This is a genomic window from Rhodococcus sp. DT1 (assembly GCF_049844875.1).
Lineage (GTDB): Bacteria > Actinomycetota > Actinomycetes > Mycobacteriales > Mycobacteriaceae > Rhodococcus.
Genome location: NZ_JBNCLW010000001.1, coordinates 859,874 through 872,912, shown reverse-complemented (window position 1 = coordinate 872,912; position 13,039 = coordinate 859,874). Strand labels below are relative to the sequence as shown.

Annotated in this window: 13 protein-coding genes; 7 read left to right on the top strand and 6 right to left on the bottom strand. The window is 68.0% G+C overall.

What is annotated here, in order from left to right:
- Positions 1-205: 205 nt before the first annotated feature.
- From ACLQ3J_RS04000 to ACLQ3J_RS03990, 3 genes are all read left to right on the top strand, one after another.
- Positions 206-427, top strand: coding sequence for a hypothetical protein (locus ACLQ3J_RS04000; protein WP_296549277.1), 222 nt, complete (start codon positions 206-208; stop codon positions 425-427).
- Positions 424-906 (top strand): flavin reductase family protein, encoded by a 483-nt coding sequence (locus ACLQ3J_RS03995; RefSeq protein WP_296549276.1) that lies wholly within the window; start codon positions 424-426, stop codon positions 904-906. The genes ACLQ3J_RS04000 and ACLQ3J_RS03995 overlap by 4 nt, the downstream gene beginning before the upstream one ends.
- A 66-nt stretch (positions 907-972) precedes the next feature.
- Entirely contained in the window at positions 973-1,158 is a 186-nt protein-coding gene (locus ACLQ3J_RS03990; RefSeq protein WP_296549275.1) for a hypothetical protein, read from the top strand.
- 165 nt (positions 1,159-1,323) lie between these two features.
- On the opposite strand, the gene ACLQ3J_RS03985 is transcribed toward ACLQ3J_RS03990, so the two are convergent.
- Entirely contained in the window at positions 1,324-2,532 is a 1,209-nt protein-coding gene (locus ACLQ3J_RS03985; protein WP_425902235.1) for a DUF4185 domain-containing protein, read from the bottom strand.
- Positions 2,533-2,972: 440 nt separating this feature from the next.
- On the opposite strand from ACLQ3J_RS03985, the gene ACLQ3J_RS03980 reads away from it, so the two are divergent.
- Positions 2,973-3,908 (top strand): ABC transporter ATP-binding protein, encoded by a 936-nt coding sequence (locus ACLQ3J_RS03980; protein WP_169622318.1) that lies wholly within the window; start codon positions 2,973-2,975, stop codon positions 3,906-3,908.
- Positions 3,905-5,578 (top strand): ABC transporter permease, encoded by a 1,674-nt coding sequence (locus ACLQ3J_RS03975; protein WP_425902234.1) that lies wholly within the window; start codon positions 3,905-3,907, stop codon positions 5,576-5,578. The genes ACLQ3J_RS03980 and ACLQ3J_RS03975 overlap by 4 nt, the downstream gene beginning before the upstream one ends.
- Before the next feature lie 51 nt (positions 5,579-5,629).
- Here ACLQ3J_RS03975 and ACLQ3J_RS03970 read toward each other — a convergent pair whose 3' ends face one another.
- A complete protein-coding gene (locus ACLQ3J_RS03970; RefSeq protein WP_425902233.1) occupies positions 5,630-6,028 on the bottom strand; it encodes a DUF6223 family protein in 399 nt (132 codons plus the stop codon).
- 203 nt (positions 6,029-6,231) lie between these two features.
- Here ACLQ3J_RS03970 and ACLQ3J_RS03965 point away from each other — a divergent pair, with 203 nt between their 5' ends.
- Together ACLQ3J_RS03965 and ACLQ3J_RS03960 are read left to right on the top strand one after the other, a co-directional pair.
- Complete coding sequence (locus ACLQ3J_RS03965; protein ID WP_425902232.1) at positions 6,232-7,527, top strand: sensor histidine kinase; 1,296 nt, start codon at positions 6,232-6,234, stop codon at positions 7,525-7,527.
- Complete coding sequence (locus ACLQ3J_RS03960) at positions 7,524-8,207, top strand: response regulator transcription factor (protein ID WP_169653149.1); 684 nt, start codon at positions 7,524-7,526, stop codon at positions 8,205-8,207. Before ACLQ3J_RS03965 ends, ACLQ3J_RS03960 begins: the two co-directional genes overlap by 4 nt.
- A gap of 27 nt (positions 8,208-8,234) precedes the next feature.
- Here the strand turns inward: ACLQ3J_RS03960 and ACLQ3J_RS03955 are convergent, their stop codons facing one another.
- The 4 genes from ACLQ3J_RS03955 to ACLQ3J_RS03940 all read right to left on the bottom strand — a co-directional run bounded on the left by ACLQ3J_RS03955 (position 8,235) and on the right by ACLQ3J_RS03940 (position 12,945).
- Complete coding sequence (locus ACLQ3J_RS03955; protein WP_296549269.1) at positions 8,235-9,617, bottom strand: NAD(P)/FAD-dependent oxidoreductase; 1,383 nt, start codon at positions 9,615-9,617, stop codon at positions 8,235-8,237.
- 142 nt (positions 9,618-9,759) lie between these two features.
- Positions 9,760-10,803 carry a tyrosine-type recombinase/integrase gene (locus tag ACLQ3J_RS03950; protein WP_169653147.1) on the bottom strand — a complete coding sequence of 348 codons (1,044 nt, stop codon included), beginning with the start codon at positions 10,801-10,803 and terminating at the stop codon, positions 9,760-9,762.
- Positions 10,804-10,898: 95 nt separating this feature from the next.
- Complete coding sequence (locus tag ACLQ3J_RS03945) at positions 10,899-11,471, bottom strand: hypothetical protein (protein ID WP_169653146.1); 573 nt, start codon at positions 11,469-11,471, stop codon at positions 10,899-10,901.
- A 133-nt stretch (positions 11,472-11,604) separates the two neighbouring features.
- On the bottom strand, positions 11,605-12,945 hold the full coding sequence (locus tag ACLQ3J_RS03940) for a glycosyltransferase 87 family protein (RefSeq protein ID WP_422424723.1): 1,341 nt from the start codon (positions 12,943-12,945) through the stop codon (positions 11,605-11,607).
- Between the last annotated feature and the right edge of the window lie 94 nt (positions 12,946-13,039).

The following is a 13,039-nucleotide window of genomic DNA, read 5'->3' as shown; positions in this document are numbered from 1 at the left end:
GGACCATGCCCGGTGGTCCGGGCACCGGTGGGGCGGCGGATCTGCAGCGGCCGGACGTCACGCCAATCGTCGGTGGGCGCCGAGAGCCCGAATCCGCCCGAGGTTTCCGACCGGCGACGAGGCCACTCCGCCGGGCATGCGCCCCTCTTTTGCTCGAGCAGAGCGAAAGGGTTTCCGCGCGGTTCGGGGGAGCGAAGGATGGCGGGTGCCCGTGCCGACCGCGGGAACCGACAGCGCAGATCCGAAAGGTGGCCGTATGACGATCGCCGTCGTCACGGGTAACCCCGAGCCGTACTCCCGCACTCGCGACGCCGGGACCCCGTCGCCGGGCCGGTACCTTGTCGACGCCGGCTACATCACCGACGGCCGGCACGCGGAGCATTGGACGCCGGCCCTGCCCGTGGCCATCCGAACCGGGGCGTCATGAGCACGTTCGACAGCACCGCCCTGCGGCACGCCTTCGCGCACATCCCTTCCGGGGTGGTCGCGATCTGCGCCGAGGTGCACGGCGAGCGGGTGGGGATGGCTGCGAGCACGTTCGTGCCGGTGTCGCTCGACCCTCCGCTCGTTGCGTTCTGCGTGCAACGTACCTCGGGTACGTGGCCGCGACTGTCGGCTCTGCCGCACCTGGGTATCAGCGTGCTGAGTGAGGAGCACGACGGTGCGGCGAAGGTGCTCGCCGCGAAGAACGGTGACCGGTTCGCCGGTATCGAGACCGAGATCCGTGATGGCGGTGCCCTGTTCGTGGCAGGCACGAGCGTGCGCATGGACGTGACCGTCGAACAGGAGATTCCGGCCGGTGATCACGACATCGTCGTGCTGCGCATCAACGAAATGCTTACCGACGCAGAGGTGGAACCGATCGTGTTCCATCGCAGCGCCTTCCGCCGGTTGATCGCTTCCTGACATTTCGAGAACATTCCACTCGCCGCAGAAGCCGGGTCCGGTTTCGACGTCACCGAAGGAGTCCGTGTGGATCGCGACAACCCCGTTCCCGTCGTCCGGCGCACCGAACGGAATCCGCTGACACCACGCGACGGGAGACGGGCGCGGAACATCCCCGGAGACGAAACGGCGGGGCAGGAGCAGCCCACAACCGCCGGGTCCTGGTGGCTCGTCCTGCCCAGCGTGGCAATCGGTCTCGCGGCCTCGGGCTGAGCACCGTTCGCCGAACTCCGACACACCGACTGCTGTAGCGGTCCAGGCGTGATGCTTCCATCGGAACGACGCACCCCTCAGCACAAGGGAGACCCCACCTCCCGCCGCCGGCCGCGGAGATGACCGCGGTTCATGGCGTTCCCGCGGCGGGAGATGGGGGTCAGGTCAGATTCCTGCCGTGCCGGCGCCCACGACGCCGGCGACACGCCGCAACGCCGTGTTGGTCTGTCTCGCCGCGTCGAGTGTCTCCACCGCCGGAGTGGTGGGGAGGTCCGCAACGTTCCCGCCCACCTTGGCCAGGACGGACCGTGACAGCAGGTAGTTCTCGTCCACGACCTGATCCAGCGTCGGTACCGGTGCGGGACGCGGGATATCGGCGTGGACCGTGTGCCGGTAGAGATTGACCTGGTACGGCCAGCCGTCGCGGGTATCCCACTGGGAGACCAGAACATAGAGCTCGTCGAGCGTGGAACCGGCGAGGACGTACCCGCCGTAGCACTGGGCGAGAGTGTTGTTCCGGTCCAGGTGCTCCTGGTCGTGGTCCACGTGACGGACCACGGTCGTGGTCGGAGCATCCCCGATATGGGATGTCGGCCCGTTGCGAAGGCCCTTCACGTTGACGCGGATGTCCGGTGCGGTCTGGGTGTAGGTGAGCAGCCACTGGCCTTGGACCGAGCGGAGATTCATCTCCCGGACCTTCGTCCCCGCCGGGAAGATGTCCGAGCATGCCCGGTTCCATCCCCAGTCCGTCCCGTTCCATCCCCAGCCGGACCACTTGGAGCGGTCCGCCACCTCGTTGGGACGGCAGCGGTACAGATGAACGTTCGATCCGCCGTCCACCAGCCACTTGTTGCCCATGATGTAGACCCAGCCGTCGGTCCCCATCTCCCAGGTGATACCCATCTGGAAAGCGCCCTCGTGATGCCAGTCGCGTTGTCCGGCGGGGCCCGCGTGATGCCAGCTCTGGCCGTTGTCGTCGGAATACTGGATCTCCGTCCAGAGGACCTCGGAGAGGGACCGGCAGATCGTCACGAACAGGTAGATGCGGGAGCCGATGACGAGGAGGTCCGAAGGCAGGACCGTGGCGAACCCGCCATTGGTCCACGGGTACCTGTCGTGGGTGTACGGCCACAACTGGCGGGCGTACGAGCCGCCGACGGCCCCATGGAACGTCAGTCCATTGGCGTAGTCCGCCGGGGACTTCTCGTTCGTGAAGAGCATCACCGGAGACCGCCACCCGGGGCCACCGACGCCGGCCTGGTCGAAGGTGTCACCCAGGACGACGGCCTGGCTGCCGTTGGGAAGGCTGCGGGCAATGCCCAGGTCCGTACCGCCGACACCGTACTGCGTCGACGACGTATTCGGCCCGGTCACCGGTCCGATCTTGGTCGTCGTTCCGGGAACTGCGTTCTGCTGGAAGGGAGACGGGACCTGCTCCGCCGTCGCAGTAGCCGTCGACGACGGTGTGACCGCGGGGAAACTGCCCGACGAAGGGTGCAGAGAAGTTGCTTTTCGCATGGTGGGTGCCTCAATTCGATGACCGAATGGATGGGGTACCCCGACGTTGGAGATGTCGCAGGGACGCCGACCTCCGTTAACACGTCCGGAAGTCGAGACCGACCCGACGCACTTCCGAAACCGTGCTGTGTCCTCTCCTGCGGGCGCGCCGACCCCTCGGTTTCGCAATACCGTTGAGATCAGGCCCTTTTCGAACTCGGCGCACCACTGACCTGCCAGGTCGGCTCAGGGATCTGCACGCGGTCCCGATTGTTCTTCTCGGGCAGACCCCCGGAGGTCGGGCGTACCATGCCCCCATGACGGTGGTCGCGGTCGAGCACTTGGTCAAGACGTTCGGTCCGACGCGGGCCCTCGACGGCCTCGACCTGACCGTCGAAGCGGGCGAAATCCACGGATTTCTCGGCCCCAACGGCTCCGGTAAGTCAACGGCCATCCGCGTGCTGCTCGGGCTGTTGCGCGCCGATTCGGGACAGGTCCGGTTGCTCGGCGGCGATCCGTGGCGTGACTCGGTGTCGTTGCACCGGCGCCTCGCCTATGTGCCCGGCGATGTGAACCTGTGGCCCACCCTCACCGGCGGCGAGGCGATCGATCTACTCGCCGGGTTGCGCGGCGGACTGGACGAGGCCCGCCGCGCGGACCTTCTCGACCGCTTCGAACTCGACCCGACGAAGAAAGCCCGCACCTACTCCAAAGGCAACCGGCAGAAAGTCGCGCTCGTCGCCGCGTTCGCGTCGGACGTCGAGTTCTACATCCTCGACGAACCCACCTCCGGACTGGACCCACTGATGGAATCGGTGTTCCAGGACTGCCTCGGTGAGATGTCCGCGGCCGGGAAGACGGTGCTGCTGTCGAGCCACCTGCTCGCAGAGGTCGAAGCGGTCTGCGATCGGGTCAGCATCATCCGGGAGGGCCGCACCGTCGAGACCGGCACTCTCACCCAGTTACGGCACCTCACCCGCACGTCGATCACCGCCGAAACCGGCCGTCCCGTCACCGGGCTGACCGAACTGGACGGAGTACACGATGTCCGCATCGACGGTGTGCACACCCGCTGCGAGGTCGACACCACCGCACTCGACGCGGTGCTGCGCCACCTGCTGACCTTCGGGATCACCTCGCTGACGTCCACTCCACCCACTCTCGAGGAACTGTTCCTGCGGCACTACGGCGACGAACGGGTCCGCGAGAGCGAGCGGCACCGGCGAGCCGAACCAGGAACGTCTCCGCGATGACGACGGCAGCCGCCGCGGCCCCGACGTCCACGACCGGGGCCGAACGATTCGCCGGTACCGGGCGGCTCGTCCGACTCGCGTTGCGCCGCGACCGCATCCGGTTGCCGGTGTGGCTGCTCGCCCTCACCGCGATCCTCGCGTTCTCCGCAGCCAGCGTGGCGGGGCTGTATCCCACCGTCGCCGAATTGCGGGGTTTCGCAGCCGCGTCCGCGGCGTCCCCGGTCGCGCTCGCCACCAACGGACTGGTGTCCGGCTACAGCACGGGCGCTGTAGTCGCCAGCCAGACCGTCATGCCGCTGGCGCTGGCCGCCGCGCTGATGACCACGCTGCTGGTGGTGCGGCACACCCGCCAGAACGAGGAGACCGGCGCGGCCGAGCTCATCGGAGCAGCGGTCGTCGGACGCCGGGCGCTGCTCGCCGCCGCCCTGCTCGTCGCCGTGGGCGCCAACCTCACGCTCGGTGTTCTCAGTGCGGCCGTGCTGACACTGCAGGGCCTACCGGCGGGCGGGTCGGCAGCGCTCGGCGCGAGCGTCGCGGCCGCCGGTATCGCCTTCGCCGCGGTCGCCGCAGTCACCGCGCAGGTCACCGACAGCGCCCGCACCGCCAACGGGCTGGCCGGTGCCGCCCTGGGTGTGGCGTTCCTGCTGCGCGCGGTGGGCGACATGACCGGAACGGTTACCGGTGACGGCACCCGCGTGGAAAGCGGATGGCCCACGTGGTTGTCGCCGATCGGCTGGGCCGAGCAGATGCGGCCGTACGACAGCGACGACTGGTGGGTGTTGGCGCTGCCGATGGTGTTCTCGCTGGTGCTCTGTGTCGTCGCCGTCGCGCTCACCGGACGCCGCGACCTCGGTTCCGGGCTGGTACCGACCCGGCCCGGACCGCCCCGCGCGTCACGGGCACTACCCACAGCGCTCGGATCGGCGTGGCGGATGCAGCGCACGATCTGGTTCTGGTGGGCCTTCGGGATCGTCGTCCTGTCGCTGGTGTACGGCGCGATCGCCGATCAGATCGACGACTTCCTCGGCGACGGCGAGCAGGGTGGTGATGTGCTCACCGACCTGGGCGGCGGTGTCACCGATCTGATCGACGCCTACTTCGCGGCGATCTTCGCGCTGATGGCAATCGCGGTCGCGGGCTACGCCGTCCAGGCGCTGCTGCGGATGCGCAGCGAGGAAACGGCCGGCCGGCTCGAACCGGTCCTCGCCACCGCGCTCTCCCGGCCCCGGTGGATGCTCGCACACGTGGGTCTCGTCGCCGCAGGAATCGCGACGCTGCAAGCACTCACCGGAGCGGCGATGGGTCTGGCCCACGGCGTGATCGTCGGGGATGTGCCCGGACAGGTCGCGGCGCTGACCGGGGCGGCACTGGTCTTCGTACCCGCGGTCCTGGTGGTCGCCGCCGCGGTGGTGCTGTTCATCGGGGGACTGCCCGCCTGGTCGGCCGGGCTGTCCTGGGCACTGCTCGCTTTCTGCCTCGTCGTCGGATTGTTCGGTCCGCTCCTCGGGGTGCCCGACGCCGTCCGGGACGTGTCGCCGTTCACGCATGTGCCGGCGGTCCCGGCCGCGTCGGTCACGGCCGGTCTGCTGGTCGCGCTCTCGTTGATTGCCCTGGCTCTCTGCGCGGGTGGCGTGATGCTGTTCCGCCGCCGCGATCTCACCACGTCGTGAGAATTCGCGGGCGGGTCCCTTCGAGAGCGCTCAGGCAGGCATGAAGCGAGGTCACGAGTCGGACAGCACCGGGGCGGCACGCTCGGTGCGGCGGTAGCGGGCCAGACTCAGACCGCCCAGCACGACGGCGATCACTCCCAGCACCACGGCGAACAATGCGCCGACGACCCCGTTGCCGGTGTTGGGACCACCGGCGGCATTCGCGCCGTGCATCCCACCGACGATCACACCGATCGCTCCCGTCGCCAACGCGACGACGATCCACGGCAGGGCGAGGTGCGTGCCGGAGCGGCGGGAACGCCTCAGGGCCACTGCGCCGGCGACCACGCCGATCAGCGCGAGCACGGCCGCGGTCGTGGGTACCGCCCGGCCGACACCGAGTTCGTAACCGGCGGCAACGATGGAGGTGGGCTCCGGAAGCGGGGCAACAGAGACCTCGAAGACAGACATGACGATCCTTTCGGTCGGACGGGTATCCGTCGAGATGGGGCACCTTCGATCGTCGTGCCACGGGGACGGCAGGTCATCGGCCGACGGGCGTCGGCGACTACGGCATCGGGTGTACGCCGCGCGCATCGATCCGCAACCGCGGACGTAGGTGATCGAGCCGCAGACCTCGGGTGCTGCGGGCGCGGGAAACCTATGATCACTGCATGCAGGATCGCGCTGCGTCGTTCCGCCTGCCTACCCGCGTTCAGGACCTGCTGTTGGCGCTGTTCGTCACCGTCATGCAGGTTCAGGGCACCGTGGTGCGCAACAGCGGGCAGCCCGAAGTCGTGCTGCGTCCCCTGTCCGACCTCGGGAACCTCGGCTATCTCCTGTTGATCGTCCCCGGCGCGGCCCTCGTCGTACGCCGCGACCGACCTGTCGCCGTGTTTGCCGTCACCGCGCTCAGCAGCGTCGTGTACTACGGCCTCGACTTCCCGGACGGGCCCGGGTGGCTCGCCCTGTTCGTCGCCCTCTACACGCTCACCGCGCACGGCGACGGGCACCGCACGCTCCGGCTGGCCGCCGTGGGCATCGTGGTCCTGTCCGCGGCATGGCTCATCGCCGCGTCCGACATCGAGCCACCCGCCGCCATCGGCTGGGTCTACTTCCGCATCGGCGCGTCGGTCATGAGCGCGGCTCTCGGTGAAAGCGTGCGGGCGAGGAATCAGATCGCGGCGCAGGCACTCGAACGCGCCGCGGTGGCCGAACGCACCCGTGACGAGGAAGCCCGTGCCCGGGTCGACGCGGAACGGCTCCGGATCGCACGCGAGGTACACGACACCGTGGCGCACGCCATCGCCGTCATCAACGTCCAATCCGGTGTCACCGCACATGTATTCGACAAACGACCCGAGCGCGCCCGCGAAACCCTCGAGGTCATCGAGCAGACCAGCGCGCGGGCACTGGCGGAGATGCGCGCAATCCTCGACGTACTCCGGGACGACAACGTCGGAGACGACAGAACTGCCGGCGTCGGGGGAGACACCGACGGGCGGGCCCCGAACCCGGGCCCGGCGCAGATCCAGGACCTTGCCGACCTGGCGCGCGACGCGGGCCTCGATCTGACCGTGGATGCGCCGCCGCCTCAACAGCCGGTACCCGCTGCGGTCGGCACCGCCGTGTACCGGATCGTGCAGGAATCGATCACGAACGTGATCCGTCATGTCGGAGCGACCCGCGTGACGATCACCGTCACCTACGGCGCAGACGCTGTGGAAGTGGGCGTCGTCGACGAAGGCCGAGCACTCTCGGCGACACCCGCGGTCTCGCCGTTGTCGGCCCCGAGTCGGGGGAGTGACCGTCCGGCGCAGCAGGAGAGCAGACGCGGGTACGGCCTCGCCGGGATGCGGGAACGCTGCCGCCTTCTGGGAGGGCACCTCGACGCGGGTCCCCGGCCGGACGGCGGATTCGCCGTCACCGCGTGGCTTCCGCTGACGTCGACCGAAACGGCGGCCACATGACCGGAAAGGAAGCGACGCCCAGCGGCACAATCAAGGTGCTGCTCGCCGACGACGAGCAGTTGGTGCGCTCCGGGTTCCGGCTCCTCCTCGACACCGAGGACGACATCACGGTGGTCGGGGAAGCGACCACCGGCACGGACGCGGTAGCGAAGGCCTACGCGCTGCGGCCGGACGTCGTCCTCATGGACATCCGCATGCCGAACCTGGACGGCATCGAAGCCACCCGGGAGATCACCACTGCCGGGCTGGGAAATGTACGCATCCTCATCCTGACGACCTACGACACCGACGCCTACGTGTTCGAGGGTTTACAGGCCGGTGCCAGCGGTTTCCTGCTCAAGGACGCCGGTCCGGCCGAACTCCTGCATGCCATCCGCGTGATCGCGGCGGGTGATGCACTGCTGGCGCCGCGCATCACCCGCCGCCTCATCGGCCGCTTCGCCACCCGGCAGGCGGCGGACAGGGCCGGGGAAGATCGGCTCTCCGTCCTCACCGAACGCGAGCGCGAGGTTCTCGCGCTGGTCGGGGAGGGTCTGAGCAACCAGGAGATCGGTGCCGCCCTGTTTCTCAGCCCGGCCACCGCCCGCACCCACGTCAGCCATGCCATGGCGAAACTCGGCGCCCGTGACCGCGCACAACTGGTGGTCATCGCCTACCGGAGCGGACTCGTCACCCCGTAAGCAACGACGCGTGTCACGCCCGGAGGGTTATCCCGCTTCGCGTCGCGCGACAGCCTCGCGTGCCTCGGCCGCGTCCTCCTCGGTCCGCAACCGCTGGATCGCGAGCCGACCGAACACCTGCTGCTCGGTTGCCGCCATCTGGTTGCGCCCGGTCGAGAAGAACGCCTGTGCCCACGACAGCAAGGTCGACACCTTCGACGAGAATCCCACCAGGTACAGCAGGTGCACGAACAGCCACGCGATCCATCCGAGGAACCCTGTGATCTCGAGTTTGCCGACCTTCGCGACCGCACTGAACCGTGAGATCGTCGCCATGCTGCCCTTGTCGAAGTACCGGAAGGGCGCACGCTGCGCGGGATCCTGCCCCTCTTCGACCGAGGCGGTGATCTGCTTCGCCGCATACTTGCCGCCCTGCATCGCGACCTGCGCGAGACCGGGCAGCTTGTCGAGCGACATCATGTCGCCGATGACGAACACGTTCGGGTATCCCGGCAACGAGAGATCCGGCAGCACCTCCACCCGGCCCGCTCGGTCGATGCCCGCTCCGGACTGCTCAGCGAGTTGCTTGCCCAGTGGGCTGGCCGCGACACCTGCCGACCACACCTTGCACTGCGACTCGATGCGCCGTTCGGTGCCGTCCTTCTCCTTGACGGTCAACCCGTCGGCATCCACGCCGGTCACCATCGCGTTGAGCTGGATCTGCACGCCCAGGCCTTCGAGAGTCTGGCGGGTCTTGCGGCTGAGTTTGCCACCGTAGACCGGAAGGACGTCCGGTGCCCCGTCGAGCAGGACGACCCGCGCTTCCGTGGAGTCGATGTGGCGAAAGGCCTCCCGGAGCGTGCGCCGCGACAGTTCTGCGATCTGCCCGGCGAGTTCGACTCCGGTCGGTCCCGCACCGACCACCACGAACGTGAGCAGCCGTGCCCGCTCCTCGGGGTCGTCGGACAGTTCGGCCTGCTCGAATGCGCCGAGAATGCGGCCCCGCAACTCCAGCGCATCGTCGATCGTCTTCATCCCGGGTGCGAACTCGGCGAAATGATCGTTACCGAAGTACGACTGGCCGGCACCCGCCGCCACGATGAGGCTGTCGAACGGGGTGACGGTGCGCCGCTCGAGGAGTTGCGAGGTCACCGTCTTGTTCTCGAGGTCGATCGTTTCGACGTCACCGAGCAGAACCCGCGCGTTCTTCTGCTTCCGCAGGATCATCCGCGTCGCCGGTGCGATGTCGCCCACCGACAGAATGCCCGTGGCCACCTGATAGAGCAGCGGCTGGAACAGATGATGGGTGGTACGCCCGATCAACGTGACGTCGACGTCAGCATTCTTCAGGGCTTGGGTACCGAACAATCCACCGAACCCGGACCCGATGACGACGACACGATGACGAGACTCACCCGACTGGACACTCATGCATGCTCCTTCACTGTTGTCGGCACGACCACCCCTGGGTACCCCCACGGCAGCCCGCCGACGCGGGTGGGACTGCATCCAGTCTCGCAGTTGACACGCCGCAGCACAGGGGGATCGCGCCGGATGCAGGTGTGCCGGGCGGTCAGTGCGGGCCGGGTGCCGAGTCGCCGAGCAGTCCGTACACCGGGTTGTGCTGCGCGGCGTGCCGCACCGCGTCGCCGGTCGCCGACGTGTAGATCTGCACGGTCTGCAAGGACCGATGTCCGAGCAACTGCTGCAACTCGACCATGGTGGCCCCGCTGTCGGCCAGGCTCGTCGCGAACGTGTGCCGCAGCGCGTGCGCGAGCGCTCCGCGTTTACGTTCGGACTCGATGCCGGCGCGCCGGTAGAGACGACGCACCCGGTACTGCAGGGTGCCGCGGGTGATGCGCTGTCCGTCGCTGCCCACGAACAACGGATCGGTTCCCGGGTAGCGCTCCCACACGGCCGGATCGTCGCGCTCGCCGCGCACCTGCCGTCGCGGCGCCGGGAACCGCGCGTACCGTTCCTCGAGATAACTCGAGACGATGGCCGTCCAGCTGTCCTCGAGCGGAATCTCCCGTTCGATCGCGCCCTTACCCAGCACCCGCAGCACCGGCGTGCCCGCTCCGCCGAGAATGCTGCCCACGTCGAGGCGGATCAACTCGTCCGAGCGGATGCCGGTGAGCAGCAACGTCGCGATCAGCGCGAGGTCGCGTTGCGGCCACTCCCGCGACGATTCCGCCGGGCGCTGCGCCTCGACGGTGACGGTCTCGACGAGTTGGTGAATCGCACTGGGGGAGAAGGACTTCGGTGTGTGCTGAGGTTTCTTCGGCTGGGTGATCGAGGCCATCGGGTTGCCCTCCGACACCCCCTCGGAGACCAGGAAATTGCAGAAGTTGTTCCACACCGACCACGCGCGCCGCACCGAGGCCGGCTGCCGCTCGGCGGCGAACGATGCGAACGCCGAGCGCATCGCGCGGATCGAGATGTCGCCGACTGTCAGGTCCGCGGGCGGCCGTTCCCGCAGCTCACCGAGGTGTGTGCACACCGCATGCAGGTCCAGGCGGTACGCCTTCAGGGTGTGCGGAGACCGCTTCGCGGTCTGCAGCGTTTCCAGATACGACGAGACCCACTCGATCAGACCAGGATCGTCCCGGCTCGTCATTCCCACGTCCTCCTTCGGTCACCCTGTCGTACGCATGTGCGATTCCAGTGTGACAGGAGGGAGTGACGTGACGGACCGGGCGATGAGCCCACCCCTCAGGATCCGGTGCTGGAACCGATCGACGATCCGCCCCCATCGCTGGAGCCCGAGCTCCATGCCGGGCCGAGGACCAGCGCGCCGGCCGCGCCGAGCAGGTCGGAGTTCAGGTTGCAGATGCTGACGACCGCATAAACACCTCGCGGGATGTCCTGGAACGTTCCGGACACCACGTTGTCGCGGTTGGCGCCTTGCAGGGGCTGTATCGCGGTGATCGCGTCGGCATCGCCGAGTTCCCGGAGCAAGGCGAGAACATCGATGTCGGGGTTACCGACGAGATAGTCGAGCAGTACCGGTCCGACGACCGGCGCGGCCCGAACCGCGTCGACCACCGCGGTGGTGCACGAGCCCGGCAACGTGAGCGACCCGACGAGCGGCACACGCGGCACATCGGTGGCCGTGTAGGTGATCGACAGCCCGTCGACCTGAACGGAATAACCGATCCCCCGGGCAATTGCCACTGCCGGAACGGGTTCAGCGGGCGTCGCGTCGACGAGTGCCGGCGCCGCGAGACCGGTCGCAGACACGGTCGCAAGGACGAGAACGGTTCGTGCCAGAGCATTACGAATCATCGCTGCATCCCTTGTGTCGGACCGCCCGATACCGCGTCGTTCGGCAATGCTAGCCGCGCACCTCCGTCCGCACGGTGAACTGCGCTCAGCGTGTCGGCTCCGCTAGGGCGTGATCGAAGCGAATACGAGTGCCTCACACTCTCGGAGCGGGTGAATCCTTGCTTCCCTCACCGAAACTCCCGGACGCGGTCTTTCCTTCTTCGACGACGGGTGAGGTGATGACCACCGGTGCCATCACCATCGTCGGGCTCCGATCTGCGGTCGGCACCTGTTCTTCTTCGGGCACGGCAGCGCGTGTCGGCGCGCGACCGTAGGCGATCAGGACGACGACGATCAGCACCGCGAACACGATGGGGTACGCGGATTGGAGAAGGGTGCGCACCAGTGGCTCACCGGGGGTCATGAAGACGCCGATCGCGACGACACCGTCCGGGTAGGAGCGGTACCACGCGGACAACGGCACCGCCGCAGCAATGGGAAGCAGATAAGCCCACCATCGGCCCCACCGCACCGCCTGGTCCAGGCACACCACCAGCAGCGGCACCACCCACACCCAGTGATGACCCCACGAGAACGGTGAGACCATCGGCGCGGTCAACCCACACACCGTCAGGCTCAGGAGATGGCGGCCGTGCCGGTGGGCGAGCTGCGCGGCCCACAGCCCGACGCCGGCCACTACGGCGGCGCACAGCAACCACAGCCACATCGGAGGTTCCTGCGTGTGGAGCGCCCGCGCGAGGATGCCCCGCACCGATTGGTTCGCCGGTGAGGAAATCAGCCCGATGCGGTCGGAGCGGATGATCGCCGAAGTCCAGAATTGCCACGCGTCGGTGAAGATCACCACGAAACCCGCCACGATCGTCACGGCAAAGGTCACGGTCGCGACCATGGCGGCACGCCACTGTCGCACCACCACGAGATAGGCGATGAAGAACGCCGGCGTCAGTTTCAGGCCCGCGGCCAGGCCGACGCCGATCCCACGCAGGCGGCTTTGCTCCGGACGGGACAGATCCCAGAGCACCAAGACGAGCAACACCAGGTTGATCTGACCCAGCCACAGGGTCATCCGCACCGGCTCGATCCAGGTGAGCGCCACCGCCGATCCCGCGCTGACGACCCGCATCCACACCGAATCCTCGTAACCGAGCGCGCGCCAGCTCAGCCGGACCACCAGGTACAACAGCACCAGATTGACCAGGTTCACCGCGATGGTGGTGCCCGCCGCGGAGAGCAGCGACAGCGGCACGAACATCAGCGCAGCAAACGGCGGGTACGTGAACGGCAACGAGTCGAACAAAAAGAAGGAGTACAGCGGTTCGGGGCTGCGCGCGGTCAGGCCGCCGTGCCGGTACACCAGCGCGTCGACGCCGTTGCCGAACAAGCCGTAGTAGTCGGTGAACCCCAGCAGCCGGTCGTGGGCGAGAAACGCGGCGCCGGCAAGAATCACCGCCGCAACGGGCCACCACCTCGGCACCGTCGATCTTGTTTCGTGTGTTCGACTCCTGTCTCGACTCCCCATGCGTCGAACCTAGGGGGAGGAGACCGACGGGTGCTGCACCGACACAGCG

What these genes read in the sequence shown, in the direction of transcription:
- ACLQ3J_RS03960 (WP_169653149.1), top strand. Translation starts at nt 7,524, where the DNA reads ATGACCGGAAAGGAAGCGACGCCCAGCGGCACAATCAAGGTGCTGCTC.
- ACLQ3J_RS03955 (WP_296549269.1), bottom strand. Translation starts at nt 9,617, where the DNA reads ATGAGTGTCCAGTCGGGTGAGTCTCGTCATCGTGTCGTCGTCATCGGG.
- ACLQ3J_RS03970 (WP_425902233.1), bottom strand. Translation starts at nt 6,028, where the DNA reads ATGTCTGTCTTCGAGGTCTCTGTTGCCCCGCTTCCGGAGCCCACCTCC.
- ACLQ3J_RS03975 (WP_425902234.1), top strand. Translation starts at nt 3,905, where the DNA reads ATGACGACGGCAGCCGCCGCGGCCCCGACGTCCACGACCGGGGCCGAA.
- ACLQ3J_RS03950 (WP_169653147.1), bottom strand. Translation starts at nt 10,803, where the DNA reads ATGACGAGCCGGGACGATCCTGGTCTGATCGAGTGGGTCTCGTCGTAT.
- ACLQ3J_RS03995 (WP_296549276.1), top strand. Translation starts at nt 424, where the DNA reads ATGAGCACGTTCGACAGCACCGCCCTGCGGCACGCCTTCGCGCACATC.
- ACLQ3J_RS03945 (WP_169653146.1), bottom strand. Translation starts at nt 11,471, where the DNA reads ATGATTCGTAATGCTCTGGCACGAACCGTTCTCGTCCTTGCGACCGTG.
- ACLQ3J_RS03980 (WP_169622318.1), top strand. Translation starts at nt 2,973, where the DNA reads ATGACGGTGGTCGCGGTCGAGCACTTGGTCAAGACGTTCGGTCCGACG.
- ACLQ3J_RS03965 (WP_425902232.1), top strand. Translation starts at nt 6,232, where the DNA reads ATGCAGGATCGCGCTGCGTCGTTCCGCCTGCCTACCCGCGTTCAGGAC.